Origin of the sequence: Effusibacillus consociatus, assembly GCF_042652925.1 — a bacterium.
Classification (GTDB): Bacteria; Bacillota; Bacilli; order Tumebacillales; family Effusibacillaceae; genus Effusibacillus; species Effusibacillus consociatus.
Genome location: NZ_JBHSHC010000097.1, coordinates 32,519 through 56,700 on the forward strand (window position 1 = coordinate 32,519; position 24,182 = coordinate 56,700).

Here is a 24,182-nt window from a genome sequence, read left to right on the forward strand (position 1 = left end):
TGGAAACCGGACGTCAATCGTCCGGTTTTTTGCTATACTTGTAATAATGTGTTGTTGGAAGGAGGATTCCATTGGATTCCGCAAGATTTTTAATTTCTCCACGATCACGAGCAGCAGCCGGTACATTTTTGATTCTTGCAATCCTTGCAATATACGGTTGGTTCCAATGGCTGCCACCACAAAAATCCGGTCAAACCGTCACCGTGGAGATCCCGAAAGGAGCTACATCCCAACAGATTGCCGATTTGCTTTCTGAGAAAGGATTAATTAAAAATTCGTTTGTGTTTCGTGCCGTAGTTTTATGGACCGGACAAGCAGCTTCCTTACAAGCCGGTACTTATGCGATTCCGCAGGGGGCCACGATTCCGGAAATTCTTGATGTGATAACCAAAGGAAAGGTAAGAGTCGATACCGTTCGCTTTACAATTCCCGAAGGGTTTACCATCGAGCAAATCGCCGACATCTTGGCACAAAAAGGGCTGGTCGACAAGCGGCGATTCCTGAATGAAGCGGAAAACGGCACGTTTGATTATGACTTTATAAAAGAGATTCCTCAGAAGCAGGGCATGCGCCACCGTTTGGAGGGATATTTGTTCCCGGAAACCTACGAAGTGAAAAAAGGAGCAACAGAACGTGAAATCCTCGAACTCATGTTACAACAGTTTGGAAAAGTTGTGACTCCCGAGATGCGGGAGAGTTTTAGAGCGCGTGGACTGACTCTGCACGAGGCGATTACCGTGGCCTCTCTTGTGGAGAGGGAAGCTCGGGTGGCGAAGGAACGTCCGGCCATTGCAGGGGTGATTTTTAACCGACTGCAGCATAAACCGCCTATGCTGCTGCAGATAGATGCCACCATCCAATATGTGGTGGGCCAGAAGGATGAATTGCTCCTCAAGGATTTGGAAGTGGACAGTCCTTATAATACTTATAAACGGGAAGGATTGCCGCCGGGACCGATTGCCTCTCCCGGGAGGGACAGTTTACATGCAGTTGCCTCTCCCGAAAAACATGAGTATCTCTATTACGTAACAAAGAAAGACGGTTCTGGAGAACACTACTTTGGTAAAACGCTTGATGAACACAATCGAAACATTGCCAGAAGCGAACAGCAGCCAAAGTAATTAATTGCTCTTTGATCGTGCAAAATAGAACCAAAATGATGATCCCACTGGGATATATAAGGGGTGTGCACGATGGCAGAAAATGAGCAGCCAAACGAACCTTTTTTACCGGATGAAGTTGAACAGATCGTCACCGATTATTTGCTTGGCGAATACGAACTGGAGAAATTGGAACATGGATTCCTGCCGCCCGTTATCAGTGGAGAACCCTGTCCTGAACAGCAAGCAGCGTTCGGCCAAGCAGAGTTCGGCATTGAAGAGACGGTGGAATAGGAGATTGATCACCGCTTAAAGGATGTTAGCTATGGACAATGAGTTAAGTGCTTATATTCAGGGCCTGATCCCGGCACGCGATGAGCTGCTGACCCGGATGGAACAGAGTGCGGAAGAAAAGGCGATTCCGATCCTGGATCTGGAGACCTCCCAATTGCTGAGAGTGTTACTGCGCCAACTGAACCCGAAAAAAATATTGGAAGTTGGCGCGGCAATCGGTTATTCGGCGATTGTCATGGCGCAGTCCTGCAGCGCGAAGATTGTTACAATCGAACGGGATCGGGAGAGGGCGGAAGAGGCGCTGGAGAACATTCAGGAGGCTGGTCTGCAGGACCGGATTGAGCTCCTGGTCGGGGATGCGTTCGATATTCTTCCCACGCTTTACGATTCTTTCGACGTTGTGTTTTTGGATGCGGCGAAAGGGCAATATCCCAGGTTCCTCGAACTTGTGCTGCCGCTTTTGCGTGCGAGTGGAACACTTTTTAGCGATAATGTGTTCTTTCACGGACTCGTCGCCGGTCCTGAACAAGTAAAACACAAAATGCGAACGATTGTGGCTCGTCTGCGGGAATATAACCAAATGCTGGCGATCGATTCCCGCTTGGAAACCGCCTTTGTTCCGATCGGTGACGGGTTAGCCGTCTCCGTAAAAAAGGGGTAACTTCCTGACAAGCGAATTAGAATTTGAATGTAAGGGTTTACATTTCTGAAACCTTCCCTTATAATTAATCTCACAAGTCAATAGTACATGCTGTGAGAATATGAGAACAGCCGATATCTGAAGGGTGCCGCCCTTCATTAGGATATTGGCTGTTTTTTGTTTTCTCCGGGGAGGTGGAATGGGAGCACTGGTTTCATTTTTATTCTTTCTCTTCTTAAAAGATAAAAGGGAGGTCAAAACATGTCACCGTTTTTGGGAGAAATTATTGGAACAGCGTTATTAATCATTTTTGGTGACGGTGTAGTGGCAGGTGTCCTGCTCAACAAGTCGAAAGCGCAAAATTCAGGTTGGATTGTGATTACATTCGGTTGGGGATTGGCGGTTGCTGTAGCGGTATATGCAGTGGGCGCCATCAGTGGAGCCCATTTAAACCCGGCCGTGACAATCGGACTCGCATCAATCGGAAAGTTCCCGTGGGAACAGGTTCCTGCTTATATCCTTGGACAGATGATTGGAGCTTTCCTGGGGGCTGTTCTTGTGTGGCTGCACTACTTGCCGCACTGGGGTCAAACGCAGGAGAAAGATCTTAAGTTGGCAGTCTTCTGTACAGGTCCGGCTATTCGCAGCACAGGAGCCAATCTGATTAGTGAAATCTTCGGTACGTTTATTTTGGTATTGGCGATCCTGGCGATTGGGGCCAACAAGTTTACAGAGGGCTTGAATCCGTTAATTGTAGGATTTTTGATTGTGGCAATCGGTCTTTCTTTAGGCGGAACAACTGGATATGCGATCAATCCGGCGCGTGACCTTGGACCTCGTATTGCACACTTTGTACTGCCGATTGCAGGCAAGGGAAGTTCTGACTGGGGCTATGCATGGATACCGGTCGTGGGCCCGACCATCGGCGGAGTTTTGGGAGCACTTTTCTACGCTTCTGTTTTTGGCGCATAAACTAGTAAACTACTAATATACTAGTCACAGACAATAACCTTAAAACCGGGGGGATTCGGCAATGGAGAAACGTTATATCATGGCACTTGACCAGGGAACAACCAGTTCCAGAGCGATTTTGTTTGACAAAGCGGGTAACATCGTGGGTATGGCGCAAAAAGAGTTTACTCAAATCTATCCCAAGGCAGGTTGGGTAGAACATGATCCGATGGAAATCTGGGGAACGCAAAGCGGAGTTGCAAGAGAAGTACTTGAAACCAAGGGGATCCGGCCGCAAGAAGTAGCCGCAATCGGGATTACCAACCAACGGGAAACCACAGTCGTTTGGGACAAAAACACCGGCAAACCGGTCTATAACGCCATCGTTTGGCAGGATCGCAGAACCGCAGGCATTTGCGATGAAGTAAAGGAAAAGGGGTTAGAGCCCTATATCCGGGAAAACACCGGTCTCGTGGTGGATGCATACTTCTCCGGAACCAAGGTGAAATGGATTCTTGATAATGTGGAGGGTGCACGGGAAAAAGCAGAGAAAGGCGAATTGCTGTTTGGCACCATCGACACATGGTTGATTTGGAACCTGACTCGTGGAAAAGCACATGTAACCGACTACTCGAATGCCTCGAGAACGATGTTGTATAACATCAAGGAGTTGAAATGGGATCAAAAAATGTTGGATGAGCTCGGCATTCCAGCTTCCATGCTTCCGGAAGTCCGTCCGTCAAGCGATACCTATGCAGTGACCGATGCGCAAACATTTGGCGGAGCCGAAATTCCTATCGCAGGTGTTGCAGGGGATCAACAAGCGGCGCTGTTTGGCCAAACCTGTTTTGAGCCTGGAAAGGCAAAGAACACATATGGAACCGGCTGCTTCATGTTAATGAATACCGGAGAGAAAGCGGTTTCTTCCAAATCGGGGCTTCTAACCACGATCGCTTGGGGAGTAGACGGCAAAGTCGAGTATGCTTTGGAAGGAAGCATCTTTATCGCAGGAGCGGCTGTTCAATGGCTGCGGGACGGGTTGCGACTGATTGACTCGGCTCCCGATTCCGAATACTATGCCGGCAAGGTGGAAGACACGGATGGTGTTTATGTCGTTCCCGCTTTCGCAGGATTGGGGGCACCTTATTGGGATATGTATGCGCGTGGTGCGATTTTCGGATTGACCCGTGGGACAAAGAAAGAACATATTGTAAGAGCCACCTTGGACTCGCTGGCTTATCAAACGAAAGACGTTTTGAGCGCAATGGAAAGCGATTCCGGCATCAAGCTGCAGGCTCTGCGTGTTGACGGCGGAGCCGTAGCGAACAATCTGTTGATGCAATTCCAGGCCGATATTTTGGGAGTGCCGGTTGAACGTCCGGCTGTAACGGAAACCACGGCTCTCGGCGCAGCTTATTTGGCAGGATTGGCAGTCGGATTCTGGAATAAAGAAGAAATTGCAAACAACTCCCAGTTGGATCGAGTGTTTGAACCGCAAATGGATAAAGAAACACAGTCCAAACTGTACAAGAATTGGAAGAAAGCGGTTAAGAGAACCATGAATTGGGAGAAGGATGAAGAGTAGAAATCCTTGGATAACTCCTGTATAATGAGGATTGAACAATAAAACAGGTTTTACGGTCTGAGATGATGAGACGACCACAGCACAGGTAGCTATTGTTGAGAATAGTTGCCTCTGTTGTGGTCTTTTGTTTTACTTGGCAAAGGAGAGACGGAGAAAAATGAAAACAGAGCGAAAACTTTCATCTCATAACAGAAAGAAAGACTTGGCCGCGATGGCGGCTCAACAATTGGATTTATTGGTGATTGGCGGTGGGATTACCGGTGCCGGGATCGCTTTGGATGCAGCCTCCCGCGGCTTGAATGTGGGATTGGTGGAAAAACAGGACTTTGGGGCGGGAACAAGCAGTCGATCCACCAAACTGATTCACGGCGGACTTCGTTATTTGAAGCAGGGGGAAGTCAACCTTGTTAGAGAAGTCGGAAGAGAGCGGGCCATTTTGTATCGAAACGCTCCGCACATTGTAATTCCGGAAAAAATGCTGCTGCCGTTAGTAGAACACGGGACGTATGGCAAGTTCGCCACATCCATCGGATTGTGGGTTTATGATTTCCTGGCGGGAGTCAAGAGAGAAGAACGACGCGTGATGCTCTCCAAGCAGGAGACGGAAGAACATGAGCCTCTGCTTCGGAAGGATATTCTGAAAGGAAGCGGGCTTTATATCGAGTATCGGACGGACGATGCAAGGCTGACGATTGAAGTCATGAAAACTGCAGCTTCCTACGGGGCCCTGTGTGTGAACTATGCAGAAGCTGCCCGGTTTCTGTATCAGGATCAAAAGGCAGTTGGTGTGGAAGTGACAGATCTTCTCACCGGGGAAAAACACCAGCTTTACGCGAAGAAAATTGTAAACGCAGCCGGACCTTGGGTGGATCAATTACGGGAGAAAGACAAGTCATTATATGGAAAACGTCTTCATCTCACAAAAGGAGTGCACCTGGTGGTTCCACGGCACAAGCTTCCCTTGCGGCAATCGATTTATTTCGATGTTCCGGACGGACGCATGATCTTCGCAATACCTCGTGACCGTTCGACCTATATTGGAACCACCGATACGAATTACCAAGGAAATTTAGAAAAACCGCGGGTCACAAAAGAAGATGTTACCTATTTACTGCAAGCGGTCAACAATATGTTCCCGTCAGTGAACCTGAAAGAGACGGACATTACTTCAAGCTGGGCCGGACTCCGCCCCCTCATCCACGAGGATGGAAAGTCCCCATCCGAGCTGTCGAGAAAAGATGAAATCTTCCATTCTCCGTCCGGGTTACTTACGATAGCCGGCGGGAAGCTGACAGGATTTCGCAAGATGGCAGAACGTGTCGTGGATCTGGTTGTTGAGCAACTCCAAAAGGAAGAATCGAGAAACTTCCCCGGCTGCACTACGGATCGGATTGTTTTGTCAGGGGGACACTTTTCGTCTCCGGAACAAATTCCGGACTACGTCAAAACCCTTGCGGCAAGAGCGCAACAACACGATGTAAACGAAGAACACATTCGGGGGCTGGTTGGCAGATATGGAACCAACGCAGAGAAGGTAGTCGAGAAGCTGGCGGAATACAGATCGGCAGATTCTGAAAAAGATCCCGAATTACTTTTACTGCAGGCGGAGCTGTGGTATTGTATCGAAGAAGAAATGGCTGTCAATCTGAACGATTTTCTTATTCGGCGGACCGGAAAACTGTTCTTTCAGCGTGAAACGCTTGAACCGGTCTACCGGATCCTGCTGGAAGAAATGGTGAAAATGCTTGAATGGAATGAGGAACAAATACTTGCCTTTCTGCAACAGTTTGAAGAAGAATTCCGAAATGCCATAAATTTTATTTAAAATATGGAGTACAATCCAATCAAACTGACAACGAGGTGACAAGCCTCATGAAGCCATTTACTGTGATTCCCGCTGTCCGGGGATTTAAGGAATTAGAGAAAGCAGCATCCGCACCTTCGGATACAATTTTTCTGCTCGAAGGCGAGATCATACACATGCGCAATATTGTGGAGATCGCAAAGAGGTCTAAGAAAAAGATTTTTCTTCATTTGGATTTGATCAAAGGAATTAAAGAGGACGAGGCGTCTATTCACTATCTGGCCAAGGACATTCAGATCGACGGAATCATCAGTACGAGAACATCCAGTCTGGTGCATGCCAAAAAATACGGATTGGCTACCGTGCAGCGGGGGTTCCTGATTGATTCCCATTCCGTCAAGACGATCTTGAAAACGGCAGAAAACGGAAAGCCAGATTATATAGAACTTCTTCCGTGTTATTCTTACCCGAAGATTGCCGAGATCAAAGAGGGAACGGGAGCGGATATCATACTCGGAGGATTCATCGATCGGGAAGAAGATGTGGTAACGTCTTTTAACGCCGGCGCTATAGCCGTATCAACCAGCAAAACCCAGTTGTGGGCCTATTCGCGGGGGATTACGGGCTAACGGGTTTCTGGTTTTTGAAGAGGTCGCCCTGTTGGGGCGGCTTTTTTTCATTCTGGCACTGCATGAGCTTCTGTCTGCAATTTGCCAGTGCGGCTGTACATCTTGCCAATGACTCTCTACATTTTGCAAGTTCAGCAATGCATCTGGCCAATTTGGTTTGTTCCCCGGTAAGTCGCGTTCTTTCCTCTGTCAATTTGACAGTCAATCTGGATATTTCAGCCTCTAGCTTAAGGATCGATCTGTTGATTCTTTCAATTTTTTTCCTGCACCTCTCAATTTGTTTCCGATGTGGATTGAGCGTCCCTTTGCCTGACATTCCATCATGATCCTTTCTTGCGGGAGTGAAGGCACTTGACAAGATCACTCAAACATTTTCGCAGTTCCAGTTGACAGAGTTCCAGTTCAGTTCGACATAGTTTTAATTCAGCTTGACATTGTTCAAGTTGTGCTTTGGTCCTTTCTGTTTCAGCTCGTGTCAGGTCAATTTGAGCCTTCAGCTGGGCTTTTTGCACACTCCGTTGTTTCAGAAGTATTTGAGCTCTTTTCAGTTCTTCAAGACACTTCTTAAGTTCTGCGCCAGAAGTGGGCAAATCATCGCTAAATTTCTCAACTCGACTGCTTTTCAGCTCCTTTTTAAATATTCGTATTGAGGACATCACAGTTCCTCCTGTAACGGTTTTGAAATATACTCATCGTTTATATTATTACTATTCGCTCTCGAAACCGTGTGCTTCTGACAAACACGACCTTCCGGATTGATCTGCGGGGAAAAGATAAATTGCTTCCAAGTGTTTGAAGATTCCTTCTTCCGTCTACACTGAGTACTATCTCAGTGTGGACGGGGTGAAGATATGAACTTGCAGCCTTCGGTTCAGAGACGATTGGTGACACTCCTTGCTCTCTTCACGATCGGAGCGGTCGCCCTGTTGGGACGGCTTTTTTACATTCAGGTGTGGGCGAGAAACGATCTGCAGGGACGGAATCTGGTTGCCGCTTCGATTGAGCAGCGACGGGAAACGTTCGTGATTGATTCCGGACGAGGCGATATTCTTGACCGCAACGGACAATCCTTGACCGGTTCGCGGATTCGGGGTGTCCTCGTAATGCCGCTTTGGAAGAAAGGTGAACTGGATCCAAACAAAGTTCAGGAGCTTGCGTCGATTCTTCAGGCAAGGCCGGAAGAAGTGCAAAAGGGGTTGTTGAAGATCGACCGTCCTTCCTTGCTTCGGCTGCCAGGGAGAGACGGGAAAGACCAGGTGGTGGAACTGAGCGAGGACCAGGCGAATGCCGTGAACAAACTGGAATTGCCGGGCGTTTACGGGAAGGAAATAAAGATCCGTTACGATGAAAACTCACTAGCCCGCCATGTGGTCGGATTCATCGGCCAAGACCCGGAACTGGTCGCAGGGATGTTCCAAGGGAAATACCGTCCGGATGAAAAGATAGGCAAAATGGGGCTGGAGTTTCTATTTCAAGATGATCTCCGCGGCCTGGGAAGAAGCAAGACGATCTCTTATTTTATCGATGGGGAGAAGCGGCCGGTGAACGGACTCGGCATTCGGATGACAGATGAGGAGAATAGGGCCCTCTCTGTGAAGACCACGTTGGATATCGATGTGCAAAAAGCGGTCGAATCGGCCATGGACAAGCACGGTTTACGAAAAGGGTCTGTCGTGGTGCTTGATCCCAAAACGGAAGACATCCTGGCAATGGCCAGCCGGCCGCAGTATGACCAAAATGCACCGATTCAGCGCAATGAGTACCCGTCCAATAAGGCAGTTGAGGCAGATTTTCCCGGGTCTGTGTTCAAGGTTGTGATTGCGGCGGCCGCACTTGAAAAAGGGCTGGTTCATCCAGGCGATGTCTACGATTGCCCCGGATATATCGAAATTGGCGACGGGAAGCTGAATTGCTGGAAGGAACAGGGACATGGACGAATTACAGCGGAACAAGGATTTGCCCAGTCCTGTAACGTGGTGTTTGCAAGTCTTGCCATGAAGTTGGGGCGCCCCGCGATTGAAGAATATGCAGCGAAAATGGGTCTCGGCCAACCCGCTGCCGAACCTGTTGATGGCAAGCCGCAGTTGTATGGGGAAGATCCAGGGCGGATTTTTATAAAAAAGGAAACATCGTCCCGACTATTAGCCAACACGGGAATTGGGCAAGAGGATGTAAGGGTCTCTCCTTTGCAAGCCGCACACATGATGGCATCCATACTTAACGGGAATCAGGCGGGTAAACCACGGCTTGTAACAGAGTTACAGACCAGTAATGATGGAATGCTGTACAAATCATTCGAGAAAAAGGTACAGCCAACACCCTACCTCGAGAAAGCTACCACTCAAGAATTGCAGCGTTTGATGCGGCAAGTCGTGGCTTCACCGAAGGGAACCGCTCATTTCCTGCAATCGGCCAAGGTTCCGATCGCGGGGAAAACAGGAACTGCCCAAACGGGCAATGCGAATCTCCACCATCATTGGTTTGCCGGCTACGCACCCGTTGACAAACCGAAGTATGTAATTGTCGTTATGGCGGAAGATGTCGCATCGGATTTGGGAAGCCAACTGGTACAAAATGTGACGAAGGAAATCGTAGATAAGTTGTTCTAAACCCATGTCCATAGGACTTGGGTTTCTTGTTTCGACGGCAGTTCTGGGGTATAGTGGAGGCTCCGATCATTTTCTGTTTTAGGAGTGAATGCCGTCGTGACAACTGAAACAATGGTACAGGAAGAGAAGCAATCGCAGCGGAAACTGCAGATCGAAGAAAAGATTCTCCGCTACTTTCAGAACAAGGAAATTGCCAACGAGCGGAAGGAAGAAAATAAAACCTTGTTTGAGGAAATTGAACAGTTCTTCGAAGAACTGGAAGAAGAGGAAATGGTCTTTCAATTGCCGAACGGGGAGTACGGGGTTCTCACCAAGAAGGCGACAATCCGTGAGGTATTGGACAAAGAAGCTCTGGCTCACGAACTGCTGATTGCAAAAGATGAGCTGAAGACTCCGTTTGATTTCTCAATGCTTACCTCGCAGGGCAAGTTAACCCCGGACATGATCTCTCGACACACCTCCACGGAGACCACCATTAAGGTCAAGCTGTCCAAACGCAAGAAGAAACCGAAAATGAAGAAATAAAAGATTGAAGAAACCTCAGAGGGGCCAGTCGCAGCAGCCGGGCTCGGATTGAAAGGATGCAGCGGCTATGGTAAACTACAGGTATAAAAGAATATGCGAATTCGTATAATAAAAAAGGGACTGTAAGTGCGGGAACACTTACAGTCAAGTACAATAGCTGCCCCTCTTGGGGTCGGCTCTTAACGGGTGAATAGACCGCCGAGTTGTCAGCTCAAGGGCGGTCTATTTTCTTTTTCTGTCTGACAGCAATAATGCGACCAACGAACCGAAAGCAATCATCAATGAGATCGCCTCATAAACTGTCACAGGACTCACCCCCTCTCTACGGGGATAAGCGGACCACCCTTGAGGAGCATATTCTATTGTACAAGATCAAGTATAGCATAATTTTGGAATAAATGAGAACGCATGTTCCTGCCCTCTTCTATTTCATTAAAGTCAAATCGAGCTTACTTAGCAGTTCCTCATACGTACTAACTGTAACTGCCTTTCCATCCACTACAGCAAATGCTTCCAGATAACACTGGCCGCAATTTCCCAAGCAGTCTTGCTCGATTACTTGCAGGTTTGGATTTTTCAATGCCTTTGCTTTTATATCGTCTGACCCATTCAAATAGTTTGACGTGCAAAATTTAATAATGTTTTGCATTCTTATTCCTCCGTTTGGATGGAAGTTGTCCAAACCTAATGATGGATTCATTATATTTTGAAAAGTGGTCCGCCCGCAAAGATCTGCAGCAAAGTAGAAACGCTTTATAAAAATACCATTTTAACGAGATAAAGCGTTTGTGCATTTCTGTATTTTCACATCACTGTATGTTTTTGCTGGATTTTTTAAAGGTTTATATAATGGCGGTAGTTTCGAAATTTTTGAAATTCATAATCTAGTTGGAAAACAGGAGGTTATGATTCATGCAAAAAACATACTGTACTTGAAAAAAACGTACTGGGGCAGGAGTTTTTCCCGATCGAAGATGTGGACTACGTTGAGTTTTATGTCGGGAATGCCAAGCAGACGACTCATTTTCTATGCAAAGGATTCGGTTTCCGGCCTGTCGCTTTTGCCGGATTGGAGACCGGACAGCGTGATAAAGTTTCCTACGTACTGGAGCAGCGGTTTCCCGCGGGGCCATTGCGATCCTGGAACCCCAGGAATACACCGATGAACAGGGAACAGTGAAAAAAGCGATTATCGGAACATACGGAGATACCGTTCATACGCTTATTGAGAGAAAAGGCTACATAGGTTTGTTCATTCCGGGTTACAAAGCTGTCGAATTCGAAATTCCATTTGAAGAAACCGGGTTGATCGGAGTCGACCATGTGGTAGGAAATGTGGAGCAAATGGAAGAATGGGTGTCTTATTATGAAAAGGTTATGGGGTTCCAGCAAATGATTCATTTTGACGATGAAGATATCAGCACGGAATACTCCGCACTCATGTCAAAAGTCATGCACAACGGCGGAAGAATCAAATTTCCCATTAACGAGCCGGCTGAAGGCAAGCGCAAGTCCCAAATCCAGGAGTATCTTGATTATTACAATGGTGCGGGGGTCCAGCATATAGCTCTATTAACTGACGATATAATTGCTACGGTAAAAGCTCTTCGCGCGAATGGAATCGAGTTCCTCGATACCCCGGATACCTATTATGAAGTTTTGAGTGAACGTGTAGGCAAGATTGATGAGGATATTCAAAAGCTGCGTGACCTGAAAATCCTGGTGGACCGGGATGACGAAGGGTATCTGCTGCAAATCTTTACCAAGCCGATTGTCGACCGGCCGACCTTATTCTTTGAAATTATCCAGCGCAAAGGCTCGAGAGGATTCGGAGAAGGAAATTTCAAAGCGTTGTTTGAATCAATCGAAAGAGAGCAAGCCCGGAGAGGAAACCTGTAGAAAGGGTGATACGATGCAACCCAGTTTACGCTCGTTCCTGGAGCAGCTGATCGATTACGCCGGTCTGTTCCCACCTGCAAGCCTGCCGCTGGAGGCGGCGATACACAACTTCGCTGCCTACCGGGGCAGCACAGATGCCTGGATGCTGGGACGCTTTATTATGCCGGCGTCGCGGTTGGCCGAACTCGACCGGTATGCACCGATATTTTCGGCTGAGTCGCCACTGGCGTGTGCGGTTTTGGGACGTAAGAGCGAGAACGCTTCGGCCTGCAGGGAAGGGCTTCGTGCCGACCTTGAGCAAGTTGCAGTCTTTTGCAATCGGCACGGAGAGGATGTAGAGGTGAAGGTGTTCGAATTGCCATTGCCGCCTGCTCCACCAGAGCGCGGGCTCCTGGAGACGATCGCAACGGAGACGGGCGGGCTTGGTCTGCAAACTTTTTGTGAAGTAACGGTGCCGTTCGAGGATTCCTGGGAGCAAAACATGCTGACCGCTCTCGACGTCATCGCTGCCCACAACTCCGCAGGGGAAGCGGTGCTCGGCGTCAAGTTCCGCACCGGCGGTGTTACCGCTGAAGCGTTTCCTACACCCGCCCAGGCGGCTGCGGTAATCGTTGGCTGCCGAGATCGTAGGATCGAGCTGAAGTTTACCGCCGGACTCCACCATCCCATCCGGATGTACCGGGATGAGGTGGGGACGCGGATGCACGGCTTTCTCAACGTCTTTACCGCAGGGATGCTGGCCCATGTCCATAACCTGGACGCTGCAGTGACGGCGGAGATCCTCGCCGACGAGTCACCGGACAGCTTCTCCTTTACGGCAGAGGGACTGGCATGGCGCGACCTGACGATTTCAGTTCCCGAGATTGCGCGGCTGCGTTCCACGGCACTTCGTTCCTACGGCAGCTGCAGCTTCGACGAGCCGCGAGATGACTTGCGGGGGCTCAGGATTCTATAAGCGGAGGAGGATTTGAGATGGAACGTTCATTTATCGAAGTGAGACCTGATTCCCATTTCCCAATTCAGAACCTCCCTTACGGCGTATTCCGCCCGCGGTCTGGCGGCCCAGCCCGCATCGGCGTCGCCATCGGGGATTACGTACTGGACCTGTCGGTGCTCGAGGATGCAGGGCATTTCAACGCGACCGCTCTAGCAGGTACGGGGGTCTTCGGTAAGCATTCACTCAACGAGTTCATGGCCTTGGGGCGACCAGCCTGGCGAGCCGCCCGGGAGCAGGTCCGGCGCTTGCTAAGCGCCGACGCGCCGACCCTGCGGGACAACACTGCCCTTCGGGACGCGGCGCTTCTGCCGCAAAGCGACGTGGAGTTGCTGCTTCCGGCCCAGATCGGAGACTACACCGATTTCTATGCCTCAAAAGACCACGCGACGAATGTGGGAATCATGTTCCGCGGCAAAGAGAATGCCCTAATGCCAAACTGGGTTCACCTGCCAGTCGGCTATCACGGACGGGCCAGTTCCGTGGTGGTGAGTGGGACAGATGTACGCCGCCCGCTCGGCCAGATGAAGCCGCCCGATGCCGCTGCGCCCATGTTCGGGCCCTGCCGTCAACTTGACTTCGAGCTGGAGTTGGGCTGGTTTATCGGCCCCGGCAACGAATTGGGGCAACCGGTCCAGATTGAGCACGCTGAGGAGCAGATCTTCGGGCTTGTGCTGGTCAACGATTGGAGCGCCCGGGATATCCAGGCTTGGGAGTACCAGCCGCTCGGCCCGTTCCTTGCCAAGAACTTCGCTACCTCAATCTCGCCCTGGGTGGTGCCGCTTGATGCATTGGAGCCTTTCCGGGTCACGGGCCCAGCGCAGGATCCGGAGCCGCTGCCTTACCTGAAACAGCCCGGAAAAGGAGCGTTTGATATTCATCTGGAGGTATACCTAGAGAGCGATAGGATGGTGAAGCCACAGATCATCTGCGCAAGCAACGTCCGCCATCTCTACTGGAGTATGGCCCAGCAAATTGCCCACCACAGCATTGGGGGCTGCAACCTTCGTCCTGGCGACCTGATGGCGTCGGGAACGATCAGCGGGCCGGACAAGGATTCACGGGGCTGCCTGCTGGAGCTCACTTGGCGCGGAACCGAACCGATTCGTCTCGACAACGAAGAAGAGCGGGTATGGCTGGAGGACGGGGATCGGGTGACCATGACCGGATGGTGCCAGGGCGAGGGCTACCGGATCGGATTCGGAGAAGTGACGGGGCGTGTGCTGCCGGCACAGCCATCAGGCGCTGTGAAGTGACGTGCGGATTCTAAAATGAGGAGGCCTTCGAAATATGCCGTTTTATCGCCAAATGGGGCAGATTCCCAGAAAGAGACATACCATTTTTCGAAAAGAGGACGGATCCCTTTATCGTGAGCAAGTCATGGGAACCAAAGGTTTTTCCGGCATTCAATCGATTCTCTATCATCATTATCCTCCAACCGAAGTACTCAAAGCGGAACTCCATTCAAACTGCACAATCGAATTTGAAGAACAGGAGGCCCTTCGTCATCGTCACTTTCTGACCAACATGTACAAGGAACAAGGGGATGCTGTCGCAGGCAGACAGTATGTGCTGGGGAACGAAGATCTGTTGATCGCGGTTGCCAATCCTACAGAACCCATGGACTATTTCTACCGAAACGGAGACGGGGATGAACTGTTGTTTGTGCATACGGGGACAGGGAAGGTTGAAACGATGTTTGGAACCTTGACCTACCGGCCCGGGGATTACATCGTCATTCCGATTGGTACAATCTATCGGATTTTGCCGGATGAGGGAGATTCGAAGTTTTTAGTTGTGGAAACGAACAGTTGGATCACCACGCCAAAGCGTTACCGGAATGCGCATGGACAGATTCTGGAACACAGCCCTTTTTGTGAAAGGGACATTCGAGGACCTGAAACGCTGGATACGTATTCGGAAACCGGCGAGTTTGAAATCAGAACCAAATCAAGGGGATGGATGCATTCCCATATCTTGAGCCATCATCCTCTGGATGTTGTGGGATGGGATGGGTTCTTGTACCCGTGGATCTTTAATATCGAAGATTTTGAGCCAATCACGGGGCGCATCCACATGCCGCCGCCGATCCACCAAACATTTGAAGGGAACAATTTTGTCGTATGTTCTTTTGTTCCGAGGCTGTATGATTATCATCCGGAGGCAGTTCCAACCCCTTATTTCCACAGCAATGTCGACAGCGATGAAGTTCTGTATTATGTCCAGGGCAATTTCATGAGCCGCAAAGGAGTCGGGGAAGGTTCGATCACCCTGCATCCCTCAGGAATTCCGCATGGACCTCATCCAGGCACAATTGAAGCGAGTATCGGGAAAAAAGAAACGATCGAATTAGCAGTCATGATTGATACCTTCAGGCCTTTGCGGGTGGTCAACCAGGCCCATGCTCTAGAGGATCCCCAATATGTATACAGTTGGCTTCATAAATAGGAGGATGTTTCATGCGAATCGGAGACAAGATCCCTGCTCGAAAAGAATTGGACAATCTCAGCGTGTATATTGCCGGGAAGCCGATCGAAGAAGTGCAACGCGAATTGGGGCTTCACACAATTATCAAGTTAGCATCCAATGAAAACCCTTTCGGCTGCTCTCCATTGGCCAAAGACGCCATGATTCGCGAAATGGAACAAATCGCTTTGTATCCTGAGGGAATGGCACCTGCACTGGCGGAAAAATTGGCCAACCGCTTCCACATAGACAAAGAGAACATAATAGTGGGCAACGGTTCAGATGAGCTCATCCGTTTGTTGACACGGAGCTATATCCGCCCCGGCGATGAAGCTGTTATGGCGGATGTGACTTTTCCTCGGTATGAAACGAACGTATTGATCGAGGGCGGTACACCGGTGAAAGTTCCCCTGATTGACGGTGTTCATGATCTCGACGGGATGTATCAGGCGATTACGGAAAAGACGCGGATGATTTTTGTGTGCAATCCAAATAACCCGACTGGAACTGTCGTTGACAAAAGCAAATTGCAGTTATTCATCGAAAATGTACCGCCGAACATTTTGCTGATCATGGATGAGGCTTACTATGAGTACGCAACCGGTGAAGCCTATCTGGAGACCCTTCCTCTGCTTGGCAAATATCCGAATCTGGTAATTCTTCGCACATTCTCCAAAATCTATGGATTGGCTGCATTGCGGATCGGGTATGGGTTGATGCATCCTTCCATCATCCAGGAACTGATTAAGGTGAAGGAACCCTTTAATACCAATCGGCTGGCTCAGGCGGCTGCCATAGCTTCTCTGGACGATTCCTCCTATGTGGAATTCTGCGTGCGTAAAAATCAGGAGGGTCGGATCTACCTGGAAAATGGGCTTGCAACAATGGGATGGTCCTGTTTCCCCTCCCATGCCAATTTCCTCATGGTGAAACTGAACCGCTCAGGAAATGAAATCTTTCAATCGCTTTTGCAGCAAGGAGTCATCGTTCGCTCGGGGGGCACACTCGGATACCCCGAAACGATCCGTGTATCCATTGGCAGGGAAGAAGAGAATGAGGAATTCATTAGGGCTTTGCAGCAGCACAATCCAATATTTCGGGAGGTTCCACAATGAGTGTTCAAATGGAACAGGAAATTTCAATTGTACCTGCTCATCTCAGACAATTTGTAGTTGAACAGCACTATGAAAATTATACGGCAGTCAACCAGGCGGTTTGGCGGTTCGTGATGCGGCAAAACAAGCATTACCTGGGACAGAGGGCTCATCACGCCTACCTGAACGGATTGCGGGAGTCAGGGATTGGGATCGATTCCATCCCGAACATCCAGTACATGAGCCAATGTTTGTCCCGCATCGGTTGGTCGGCCGTGACTGTTGACGGATTTATTCCGCCCGAAGCGTTTATGGATTTTCAAGCACACCGGATTTTGGCGATTGCGGCCGATATTCGAACGCTTGATCATGTTGCGTATACCCCGGCCCCCGATATTATCCACGAAGCAGCCGGGCACGCCCCGATCATTTTAGATCAAAAGTACCGTTCTTACCTGCAGCTGATTGGGGAAGTGGGAGCCAAAGCGTTTTCTTCAAAAGCCGATCACGAGGTGTACGAAGCCATACGTCTTTTATCAATCGTGAAAGAAGACCCAACGGCAACTGCCGACCAAATCGAGACGGCGGAAACGGAACTGGAGCGGGCGGTGAAAGCGGTCACAGAAACTTCGGAAGCCGCCATGGTGTCCCGTTTATACTGGTGGACAGTCGAATACGGGCTGATCGGAGATGTGAAGAATCCGGCCATTTACGGTGCAGGATTGCTCTCCTCAGTCGGCGAAAGCATCAGCTGCATGCAGGAGGATGTCAAGAAGATCCCGTTTGACTTGGAGACTTGCATCCAAACGAGCTACGATATCACAAAACCACAGCCGCAGTTGTTTGTTTGCCGTGATTTTGACCAATTAATCGAAGCGGTCCATCAGTTGGAGAAGCAGCTGGCTTTTCGGATCGGTGGAACCTATGCTTTGAAAAAAGCGGTCGAATCCTGCAACACGGCAACTGTTGTGTACAGTTCCGGCCTCCAGGTGAGCGGTACATTCAGTGAACTTGTATACGACGGCAACGGAGAAGCGATCTATCTGAAGACGGCAGGGCCTACTGCACTGGCATTGAATAACCGAGAATTGGCAGGTCACGGAAAAGAATATCACAACGAAGGGTTCGGATCACCGATCGGACGTCTGGCAGACATGGAAGCTCCACTGGAAGAATTAAGCGACTCTCAGCTTGCTGACATAGGAATTCAAATTGGAAGCCATGCAGATTTGCACTTCGCTTCCGGAATTGAGGTACGGGGAATCGTTCGGTCGGTCGTTCGAGAAAACGGAAAGATTCTGCTGATTTCCTTAGACAAATGCACCGTAACGTACCGTGACAAGACGCTTTGTCAAGCGGAATGGGGGCTGTATGACATGGCAGTCGGGGCATCCATTGTATCCGCTTACCCGGGAGCCGCCGATAAAGAGCGTTTCCAATCGGGAACCCATCAGCCGTCCAAATTGAAAACAAAGAAATTGCAACTGGATGTGAAGGAACAAAAACGGAACGCTCTGTACAAAGAAATTCGTGATCTCCGAACCAGTTTGGAAGGAAACCTTCCGGATAGCGGTTTGTCGATGCCAGATGTTGAAGAGATTCTGGTTTCGGTCGATTCCCAGCTGGAAACTGATTTCCCCGATGACTGGCTGCTCCGCCTTGAAATACTGGAAATTATGACGGAACAATCGATTTTACCGGAATTACAAGCACGTTTAGGCGAGCAACTCCAGGAAGCAATGAACAAAAATGCGGATTTGCAGCCGTTAATTGCAAACGGTTTGGCACTTTTGAGACAAGAACGGTGGAAGGAGCGAAAGCGCATGAAACTGACCGAAGAGGAGAACGCAGCAAATCTTCCTCGCATACCGAACTGGCAGCGTCTTGATGAAAAGTGGATTCAACGCAAATACAAATTCCCTGGTTTTCTTGATGCAATGGCATTTGTTAACAAGGTGGCCGAACTGGCTGAAGCGGCCGACCACCATCCATTCATCAGCATTGATTACAAAGTGGTCACCCTGAAAATGTCGAGTTGGAACGCCGGCGGTCTGACGGAACTGGATTTCAACCTGGCCGAACAATTCGACGCCTCCTATAGCCAGTCCGTGAAAGGGAGGACACCATGAATCTCTTTCGAAAAAAATCAATTTCTGGCCTGCTTGCTAAAGATGACAGCAGAGGTTCTTCTTTGAAAAGAGAGCTGGGAGCATTTGATCTGACAATGCTGGGGATTGGTGCCATCATCGGAACCGGAATTTTTGTTTTAACCGGGATTGCTGCCGCCGAGCACGCCGGCCCGGCTCTTGTGTTATCCTTTGTGCTAGCCGGACTTGCCTGTGTGTTTGCCGCTCTGTGCTAGTCGGAATTTGCTTCTGCAGTGCCTGCAGTACTTCATCAGCGGTTGCCAGCGGATGGTCAGGCTACTGCCAGTGTATTTCGTGGTCAGTGCCATTCTTACAGGGATTGTTCCTTATGGGCAGTTAAATGTGAAAAATCTTGTCGCGTTTGCCCTTCAATACATCGACCAAGATTGGGTGGCCGGATTCATTTCGCTGGGAGTCATTATTGGGCTTACAACCGTTTTGCTCGTAATGATCTATGCGCTGACTCGCCTGTTGTACTCGATCAGCCGCGACGGATTGCTGCCGAAAGCGTTATCCCGGGTCAATCTCCAAACCAGAACCCCGGTATTGAATACCTGGGTAACCGGCACGCTGGTGGCCTGTTTTGCCGGATTGATTACCCTGAACAAACTGGCCGATCTGGTCAATATCGGAACTTTATTTGCATTCATCGTGGTGTGCTTTGGGATTCGGGAATAGATCGCGGAGTTATCAGCTCAGGCGGTCTATTTTCTTTTTCTTTCCGACTTTTGAAAAACAAATTTGCAAAATGTCCATTATAGAGGACGAATTTGCAGTAGGCAGACTGGCTAAAATCAAGTGATGGAATCGGTCAAACGCTATGGTACACTACTATTATAGACAACAGATTCTAATGTTTCTTCGACAAGGGAGAGTAAAGGTAATGATTTATCAATTTCATGCATCCATAAAAGACATCACACCGTCCATCTGGAGAAGATTCCAGGTGGATGGTTCGGTGACTTTTGACCAACTCCATGCTACCCTGCAGATCGTTATGGGTTGGGAAGATTATCATCTCTATCAATTTAGCGTTGGGGGGAAATCCATTTCGATTCCTGACCCGCACTATCCCCGTTCCAGACAAGAACTTAACGCAAAACAAGAGAGACTGGACAAGCATTTGCATCTGGAAGGGCAAAAAGCGGAATATCTTTATGATTTTGGGGACGGCTGGGTTCATGAGCTCGTTCTTGAGAAGATCCTTCCTGAAGAGGACGGGCAAATGCATCCCGTTTGTTTGGAAGGGGAACGAAATTGTCCGCCTGAAGACAGCGGGGGAGTCCCAGGGTACCAACATATCCTGGAAGTCTTGAGAGATCCCCGTCACCCTGATTGGCGAGACATTGTTTCCTGGTTGACACCGGGGTTTGACCCCCAACATTTCAGCCCGGAGGAAGTGAATTCGCTTCTTGAAAAGAAAGCAAAAAAACTGGCTCCCAAGCAAGAGAAGACCCGGGAATCTTCCAGGAAGCCGGTCAAACTGACCGTTGCCAAACTCAGAAAGGAACTGCAAGCCCTGTCCAAAGAAGAATTAATCGAGCTCCTGGCGGGTTGCTTCAAGGTCAACAAACAAGCCGAGCAATTTCTAAGCACCAGATTCCTTGGCGAGCAAGCGGTTGAGGATCTATTTGCAGCCTGTGCAAAGAAAGTGGAAGATCAGTTCTTCCCGGAAAGAGGCTTTGGAAAACTGAAACTGGCGGAAGCGAAGAAAGCGATCCAGGAATTTGAGATGATTACCGGAGACAAAAGGCGGACTCTTGAATTAAAGCTGCTGTATGTAGAACAGGGGGTTCTGTTCACAAATACGTTCGGGGATATTGACAGCCGATTTTATAGCAGTATGGAGAGCATGTTTGCTTCGATAATTGATATGATCAATCAGGAAAAGAACCGGGAGTTGTTTGATGAGTATGAAGACCGGTTGGCGGCTGTCCTCAGAGATACATCCGACTTGGGATGGGGCTTTCATGAAAACCTTACGGATATTTTTTATGGGGCGGCATGGATTGAGTGAATCCACGAACACTGGCTGCTTTTTCTGGTGAGGGCCTTTTTTTCAGCTTGGTTCGTGTATAATGGAGCTTATATACATTGAATGACGAAGGGGATTTATTCAGAATGTTGACTTTCAATGAAGTGAAACCGCTTCTTCTGCATGAAGACAAAGATGTTGTAAATGATGCATTGCAATATTTTGCGGATAGTTACCTGTATGACGAGGAACTCCTGCCCCTTTTTTTGCGGAGATTCCAATCCGACCCTGAAGGGTTGTATCTGCATTACATCAAACATTTCCCCCAAACTCCGGAAACGTTGAACTTCATATTCAAATGGATGAGGGAGCATGATGTATTCAAATATCCGAATCAATTTGCCCATTTCTCGGTTGCCGTTTCCCATAGTGACCTGTCATTGTTGGAGGGTTACAAGGATCAACCGCCAGCTATCCTGAAAGAATGTCAAAAGACAATCCAACAACGATATGAGCTGTCACAGACAGACACTTCCGTTCTTTGGGATAAACTGCATGAAGTGATTGACAGTGGGTTTGAGAAGTACATAACGGACTTTGACAGTGCATATGGAGATTTGATTGTAGAGGAATTGGCAAAGAGAGCAGATGTTGATGCTGACAGAGTCCTAGCCGAACTGAACAAGGAGTACCCGGAAACGCACTGGGGTTATGAACAGCATTTCTTCGCACAACTGGCCGGCAAGCTTCGTTTGGAGAGTGCCGTTCCCCGGTTGGTTGGATTCTTGGCGGATGAGTTCTTATCTGAGGCTGCAATTGACGCCTTGAGTCGGATACAAAGCAAGAAGTCTGTGGAACTGATGGAAGAACGATTTTTCGAAGGGGACTGGGAATTCCGCCTGTCTGCCGCCCATTTATTGGGCAGGATCAAACTGCCGGAAACCGAACAAGCACTGGCAAGGCTTTACCCGCAAGCTGAAGAAGAGGACATTGCCACGTTGTTGGCGGATGGATTCTGCAAACTATTCTCAAAAGAGCGGATTCCACTTGTGCAGGAGATGGTTCATCATGGGTATGAGGAATGGGTGCTCGACCTGGAACAATCCCTGTATGTGAACTGCTTGGCTAACGGGGTGGTTATACCCGAATTGGACGAATACAAAAGGAAAAGAGAGGACCGGGAAGCCAGAGAGAAACGTGAGGACAGCGGACCCTCAGGTCTTTTGGAGCGTACAAACCGATTGGGCCTACCTGCCAGTACACCTTACGTCAATCCAAACAAGATAGGGCGTAACGACCCATGCCCTTGCGGGAGTGGGAAGAAATACAAGAAGTGCTGTTTGGGTTGATCTATTTTAATAAAAAAGGATCGATATGGATGTTTGTTTGCGTGTTTATTGATTGGGAAAACATTGAAAAAACAGTGAAACAAGAGTTTGGTTCTGTCCTGAATTATGACGAGTTTGTTCAGGTAATCCGCGAAGTGGCGACCTCAAACGGTTCGCGTTTGGTGGGGATTCAAGCCTATGGAGATTTTGATAAAGGCACAGCGGGATTAATGAGCAAATTGGTCAACCTGGGAATCGAGCCAAGGCACGTTGTAACGAAAACAGCCACCGAATATTTGAAAGGTTCGACAGATATTGAGCTGAGTCTGGATATTTTGGAAACGATGTATAACTATCCCCATATCACGGATTTTATGTTTGTCTCCGGGGACGGAGATCTCAGACATGTAATCAAAAGATTGCAAAAGCAAGGCAAAAATTTAAGACTGATGGGATTCGAAAATCATACCAGCCAATTTATTATCGATACGATGAATGAATTCGTTTTGTTGGATCAATATTCAAATATTATGAGAAAAGTAACGGAAACGGAAAAGGAACTGAAGGCTCAGTCGCTGCTTTCAAATGAGTACGTTCAAATCATTATTGAACATGTTGATCGTCTTGAGAAAACCGGGGACAAAGATTTTATTGGATTGAATCTCTTAAGAAATCGTTTGTGCGATCATTACCCACATAGGGCGACGGATATTAGTGAGGCTTTAACCGATTGCATCGATTTTGAAATCCTTTCCGTATACAGGGTTCCGAACCCAAAGGATCCAAAACATCCTACCCGTGCCTGCAGACTGAATCGGGATCATAAAGTAGTGCAGCGCGTATTGGGGGGAAAGTTGCTCGGTGACAGACAGACGAGTTAGAATGAGTGTAGTAGTTCTCCGAAAGGAGGAACAAGTCATGAGTTTTCCAATAGAAAGACATGCACGTAAATACACCTACAAGGACTATCTAACATGGTCTGATGATGAACGATGGGAATTAATTAATGGAATGCCATACAATATGACACCAGCCCCTTCCACTAAACATCAAGATGTGTTAGGTGAATTGTTTACGGAATTTAGAGTTTACCTTAGAGACAAATCTTGTCGTGTCTTTGTTGCCCCATTCGATGTGAGGCTTTTTGCAGAAAACGACAATGATGAAAATGTTTATAATGTGGTTCAGCCTGATATTACTGTAGTATGTGAAAAATCGAAAATTGACGATAAAGGCTGTAAGGGAAGTCCAGACTTGATTGTTGAGGTCTTATCTCCTGCAACCGCCAAAAAGGACAAGAACGAAAAACGAAAACTCTATCAACAGGCAAAGGTTAAAGAATATTGGATTGTGGATCCATTAAACGAAACGGTTGAAGTGTTTATGTTAAAAGAAGATGGCAAATTTCATGACAGCGAAACATACTCCAAAGAGGATCAACTAAAGGTTGGCATTTTTGAGGATTTGACGATTGATTTAAAACTTATTTTCAAGGAAGGATAAACGAGGAGGGACGGTTGCTGACCGTCTAAGCTATCAACCGTAAACTACGTGCAGGATCAACCAATTAAAGTCAACAGGTGGGCGATAACAGGAAAAATTAAACCGCGAACGAACCCAAACAGACATTACCGACATACAAAATGGCAGGTGATTTACCCGTTGACACGCTGCTATTGTTGCGCATGCATTTTCATTTGTTTCAAATCAATGATCATGTTTGCCGTTTTAAGCAGGTAGAGACCGATTAGACCGTTGATATTCCATTGTTCATGAAGTGCGCCTACATCTTAATGTCCATTCTGAACGACTCCCCTCAAACCTCGAAGGGCTCGCAATTCAATTGTGATTTGCGGGTTAGGGGTCTTTTGTATGTAGGATGTATGGTACACAATCGTGTCATCCTTAGATTTCAATAGCTCCCGAGTTGCTTCCCTCGGGTCTTCGATTGAACGAATCAGCGCAACTTCGTCCACGACTTTCATATTTCCCTCAATATGTGATGCCAAAATTTCAAGTTTCACATACTGATCCGGATAAAGATCACGAATTTCATCCCATTTCATTACTAGTAGAGTCTGTTCAAAAAGCCTTGAATTTGTCTAAAAAATAAAAATACACCTGAGCAGAAAACTGGTAAAA

General features: G+C 48.3%; 22 protein-coding genes and 2 pseudogenes. 20 read left to right on the forward strand and 4 right to left on the reverse strand.

Annotation, left to right across the window (positions count from 1 at the left end):
- The first annotated feature begins 71 nt into the window (after positions 1 to 71).
- The 7 genes from mltG (at position 72) to ACFO8Q_RS12640 (ending at position 7,003) form a co-directional block, all read left to right on the forward strand.
- On the forward strand, positions 72 to 1,121 hold the full coding sequence (gene mltG / locus ACFO8Q_RS12610; RefSeq protein WP_380026141.1) for an endolytic transglycosylase MltG: 1,050 nt from the start codon (positions 72 to 74) through the stop codon (positions 1,119 to 1,121).
- A 72-nt stretch (positions 1,122 to 1,193) separates the two neighbouring features.
- Positions 1,194 to 1,394 carry a hypothetical protein gene (locus tag ACFO8Q_RS12615; RefSeq protein ID WP_380026143.1) on the forward strand — a complete coding sequence of 67 codons (201 nt, stop codon included), beginning with the start codon at positions 1,194 to 1,196 and terminating at the stop codon, positions 1,392 to 1,394.
- 31 nt (positions 1,395 to 1,425) lie between these two features.
- Entirely contained in the window at positions 1,426 to 2,055 is a 630-nt protein-coding gene (locus tag ACFO8Q_RS12620; RefSeq protein ID WP_380026145.1) for an O-methyltransferase, read from the forward strand.
- A 240-nt stretch (positions 2,056 to 2,295) separates the two neighbouring features.
- Positions 2,296 to 3,006: an MIP/aquaporin family protein gene (locus ACFO8Q_RS12625; protein ID WP_380026147.1), complete on the forward strand. Its 711-nt coding sequence runs from the start codon at positions 2,296 to 2,298 to the stop codon at positions 3,004 to 3,006.
- Positions 3,007 to 3,067: 61 nt separating this feature from the next.
- Positions 3,068 to 4,570, forward strand: coding sequence for a glycerol kinase GlpK (glpK, locus tag ACFO8Q_RS12630; RefSeq protein WP_380026148.1), 1,503 nt, complete (start codon positions 3,068 to 3,070; stop codon positions 4,568 to 4,570).
- A gap of 157 nt (positions 4,571 to 4,727) precedes the next feature.
- Entirely contained in the window at positions 4,728 to 6,395 is a 1,668-nt protein-coding gene (locus ACFO8Q_RS12635; RefSeq protein WP_380026150.1) for a glycerol-3-phosphate dehydrogenase/oxidase, read from the forward strand.
- A gap of 47 nt (positions 6,396 to 6,442) precedes the next feature.
- Positions 6,443 to 7,003: a glycerol-3-phosphate responsive antiterminator gene (locus ACFO8Q_RS12640; protein ID WP_380026153.1), complete on the forward strand. Its 561-nt coding sequence runs from the start codon at positions 6,443 to 6,445 to the stop codon at positions 7,001 to 7,003.
- 320 nt (positions 7,004 to 7,323) lie between these two features.
- Here ACFO8Q_RS12640 and ACFO8Q_RS12645 read toward each other — a convergent pair whose 3' ends face one another.
- Positions 7,324 to 7,659 (reverse strand): efflux RND transporter periplasmic adaptor subunit, encoded by a 336-nt coding sequence (locus tag ACFO8Q_RS12645; protein WP_380026155.1) that lies wholly within the window; start codon positions 7,657 to 7,659, stop codon positions 7,324 to 7,326.
- A 195-nt stretch (positions 7,660 to 7,854) separates the two neighbouring features.
- On the opposite strand from ACFO8Q_RS12645, the gene ACFO8Q_RS12650 reads away from it, so the two are divergent.
- Both ACFO8Q_RS12650 and ACFO8Q_RS12655 read left to right on the forward strand, forming a co-directional pair.
- Positions 7,855 to 9,612, forward strand: a complete 1,758-nt coding sequence (locus tag ACFO8Q_RS12650) for a peptidoglycan D,D-transpeptidase FtsI family protein (protein ID WP_380026157.1) — start codon at positions 7,855 to 7,857, stop codon at positions 9,610 to 9,612.
- Between the two features lie 96 nt (positions 9,613 to 9,708).
- Complete coding sequence (locus ACFO8Q_RS12655; protein WP_380026159.1) at positions 9,709 to 10,137, forward strand: hypothetical protein; 429 nt, start codon at positions 9,709 to 9,711, stop codon at positions 10,135 to 10,137.
- A gap of 222 nt (positions 10,138 to 10,359) precedes the next feature.
- On the opposite strand, the gene ACFO8Q_RS12660 is transcribed toward ACFO8Q_RS12655, so the two are convergent.
- Together ACFO8Q_RS12660 and ACFO8Q_RS12665 are read right to left on the reverse strand one after the other, a co-directional pair.
- A complete protein-coding gene (locus tag ACFO8Q_RS12660; RefSeq protein ID WP_380026161.1) occupies positions 10,360 to 10,452 on the reverse strand; it encodes a putative holin-like toxin in 93 nt (30 codons plus the stop codon).
- A gap of 109 nt (positions 10,453 to 10,561) precedes the next feature.
- Positions 10,562 to 10,786: a DUF1450 domain-containing protein gene (locus ACFO8Q_RS12665; RefSeq protein ID WP_380026163.1), complete on the reverse strand. Its 225-nt coding sequence runs from the start codon at positions 10,784 to 10,786 to the stop codon at positions 10,562 to 10,564.
- 297 nt (positions 10,787 to 11,083) lie between these two features.
- Here ACFO8Q_RS12665 and hppD point away from each other — a divergent pair.
- From hppD to ACFO8Q_RS12720, 11 genes and pseudogenes are all read left to right on the forward strand, one after another.
- Positions 11,084 to 12,036 (forward strand): annotated as a pseudogene (gene hppD, locus ACFO8Q_RS12670) (4-hydroxyphenylpyruvate dioxygenase).
- A gap of 13 nt (positions 12,037 to 12,049) precedes the next feature.
- Positions 12,050 to 12,991, forward strand: a complete 942-nt coding sequence (locus ACFO8Q_RS12675) for a hypothetical protein (protein WP_380026165.1) — start codon at positions 12,050 to 12,052, stop codon at positions 12,989 to 12,991.
- Positions 12,992 to 13,008: 17 nt separating this feature from the next.
- Positions 13,009 to 14,286, forward strand: a complete 1,278-nt coding sequence (gene fahA, locus ACFO8Q_RS12680; protein WP_380026167.1) for a fumarylacetoacetase — start codon at positions 13,009 to 13,011, stop codon at positions 14,284 to 14,286.
- 34 nt (positions 14,287 to 14,320) lie between these two features.
- On the forward strand, positions 14,321 to 15,478 hold the full coding sequence (locus ACFO8Q_RS12685) for a homogentisate 1,2-dioxygenase (protein ID WP_380026168.1): 1,158 nt from the start codon (positions 14,321 to 14,323) through the stop codon (positions 15,476 to 15,478).
- 11 nt (positions 15,479 to 15,489) lie between these two features.
- Positions 15,490 to 16,611 (forward strand): histidinol-phosphate transaminase, encoded by a 1,122-nt coding sequence (gene hisC, locus ACFO8Q_RS12690; RefSeq protein ID WP_380026169.1) that lies wholly within the window; start codon positions 15,490 to 15,492, stop codon positions 16,609 to 16,611.
- Entirely contained in the window at positions 16,608 to 18,719 is a 2,112-nt protein-coding gene (locus ACFO8Q_RS12695) for an aromatic amino acid hydroxylase (protein ID WP_380026170.1), read from the forward strand. Before hisC ends, ACFO8Q_RS12695 begins: the two co-directional genes overlap by 4 nt.
- Positions 18,716 to 19,406, forward strand: a pseudogene (locus ACFO8Q_RS12700) (amino acid permease); the annotation flags it as partial. The gene ACFO8Q_RS12695 and the pseudogene ACFO8Q_RS12700, both read left to right, overlap by 4 nt.
- Before the next feature lie 214 nt (positions 19,407 to 19,620).
- Entirely contained in the window at positions 19,621 to 20,754 is a 1,134-nt protein-coding gene (locus tag ACFO8Q_RS12705; protein WP_380026171.1) for a plasmid pRiA4b ORF-3 family protein, read from the forward strand.
- Positions 20,755 to 20,858: 104 nt separating this feature from the next.
- Entirely contained in the window at positions 20,859 to 22,061 is a 1,203-nt protein-coding gene (locus ACFO8Q_RS12710; protein ID WP_380026172.1) for a HEAT repeat domain-containing protein, read from the forward strand.
- 41 nt (positions 22,062 to 22,102) lie between these two features.
- Positions 22,103 to 22,921, forward strand: coding sequence for an NYN domain-containing protein (locus tag ACFO8Q_RS12715; RefSeq protein WP_380026173.1), 819 nt, complete (start codon positions 22,103 to 22,105; stop codon positions 22,919 to 22,921).
- A gap of 37 nt (positions 22,922 to 22,958) precedes the next feature.
- Positions 22,959 to 23,543 carry a Uma2 family endonuclease gene (locus ACFO8Q_RS12720; protein WP_380026174.1) on the forward strand — a complete coding sequence of 195 codons (585 nt, stop codon included), beginning with the start codon at positions 22,959 to 22,961 and terminating at the stop codon, positions 23,541 to 23,543.
- Positions 23,544 to 23,830: 287 nt separating this feature from the next.
- On the opposite strand, the gene ACFO8Q_RS12725 is transcribed toward ACFO8Q_RS12720, so the two are convergent.
- Positions 23,831 to 24,106, reverse strand: coding sequence for a hypothetical protein (locus ACFO8Q_RS12725; RefSeq protein ID WP_380026175.1), 276 nt, complete (start codon positions 24,104 to 24,106; stop codon positions 23,831 to 23,833).
- Between the last annotated feature and the right edge of the window lie 76 nt (positions 24,107 to 24,182).

Excerpts from the sequence above, each read along its gene's own strand:
- ACFO8Q_RS12720 (WP_380026174.1), top strand. The coding sequence starts at position 22,959 with ATGAGTTTTCCAATAGAAAGACATGCACGTAAATACACCTACAAGGAC.
- ACFO8Q_RS12625 (WP_380026147.1), top strand. The coding sequence starts at position 2,296 with ATGTCACCGTTTTTGGGAGAAATTATTGGAACAGCGTTATTAATCATT.
- ACFO8Q_RS12665 (WP_380026163.1), bottom strand. The coding sequence starts at position 10,786 with ATGCAAAACATTATTAAATTTTGCACGTCAAACTATTTGAATGGGTCA.
- ACFO8Q_RS12695 (WP_380026170.1), top strand. The coding sequence starts at position 16,608 with ATGAGTGTTCAAATGGAACAGGAAATTTCAATTGTACCTGCTCATCTC.
- ACFO8Q_RS12640 (WP_380026153.1), top strand. The coding sequence starts at position 6,443 with ATGAAGCCATTTACTGTGATTCCCGCTGTCCGGGGATTTAAGGAATTA.
- ACFO8Q_RS12650 (WP_380026157.1), top strand. The coding sequence starts at position 7,855 with ATGAACTTGCAGCCTTCGGTTCAGAGACGATTGGTGACACTCCTTGCT.
- ACFO8Q_RS12675 (WP_380026165.1), top strand. The coding sequence starts at position 12,050 with ATGCAACCCAGTTTACGCTCGTTCCTGGAGCAGCTGATCGATTACGCC.
- ACFO8Q_RS12645 (WP_380026155.1), bottom strand. The coding sequence starts at position 7,659 with ATGTCCTCAATACGAATATTTAAAAAGGAGCTGAAAAGCAGTCGAGTT.
- ACFO8Q_RS12620 (WP_380026145.1), top strand. The coding sequence starts at position 1,426 with ATGGACAATGAGTTAAGTGCTTATATTCAGGGCCTGATCCCGGCACGC.
- ACFO8Q_RS12710 (WP_380026172.1), top strand. The coding sequence starts at position 20,859 with ATGTTGACTTTCAATGAAGTGAAACCGCTTCTTCTGCATGAAGACAAA.
- ACFO8Q_RS12615 (WP_380026143.1), top strand. The coding sequence starts at position 1,194 with ATGGCAGAAAATGAGCAGCCAAACGAACCTTTTTTACCGGATGAAGTT.
- hisC (WP_380026169.1), top strand. The coding sequence starts at position 15,490 with ATGCGAATCGGAGACAAGATCCCTGCTCGAAAAGAATTGGACAATCTC.
- ACFO8Q_RS12685 (WP_380026168.1), top strand. The coding sequence starts at position 14,321 with ATGCCGTTTTATCGCCAAATGGGGCAGATTCCCAGAAAGAGACATACC.
- ACFO8Q_RS12635 (WP_380026150.1), top strand. The coding sequence starts at position 4,728 with ATGAAAACAGAGCGAAAACTTTCATCTCATAACAGAAAGAAAGACTTG.
- ACFO8Q_RS12705 (WP_380026171.1), top strand. The coding sequence starts at position 19,621 with ATGATTTATCAATTTCATGCATCCATAAAAGACATCACACCGTCCATC.
- fahA (WP_380026167.1), top strand. The coding sequence starts at position 13,009 with ATGGAACGTTCATTTATCGAAGTGAGACCTGATTCCCATTTCCCAATT.
- ACFO8Q_RS12725 (WP_380026175.1), bottom strand. The coding sequence starts at position 24,106 with ATGAAATGGGATGAAATTCGTGATCTTTATCCGGATCAGTATGTGAAA.
- glpK (WP_380026148.1), top strand. The coding sequence starts at position 3,068 with ATGGAGAAACGTTATATCATGGCACTTGACCAGGGAACAACCAGTTCC.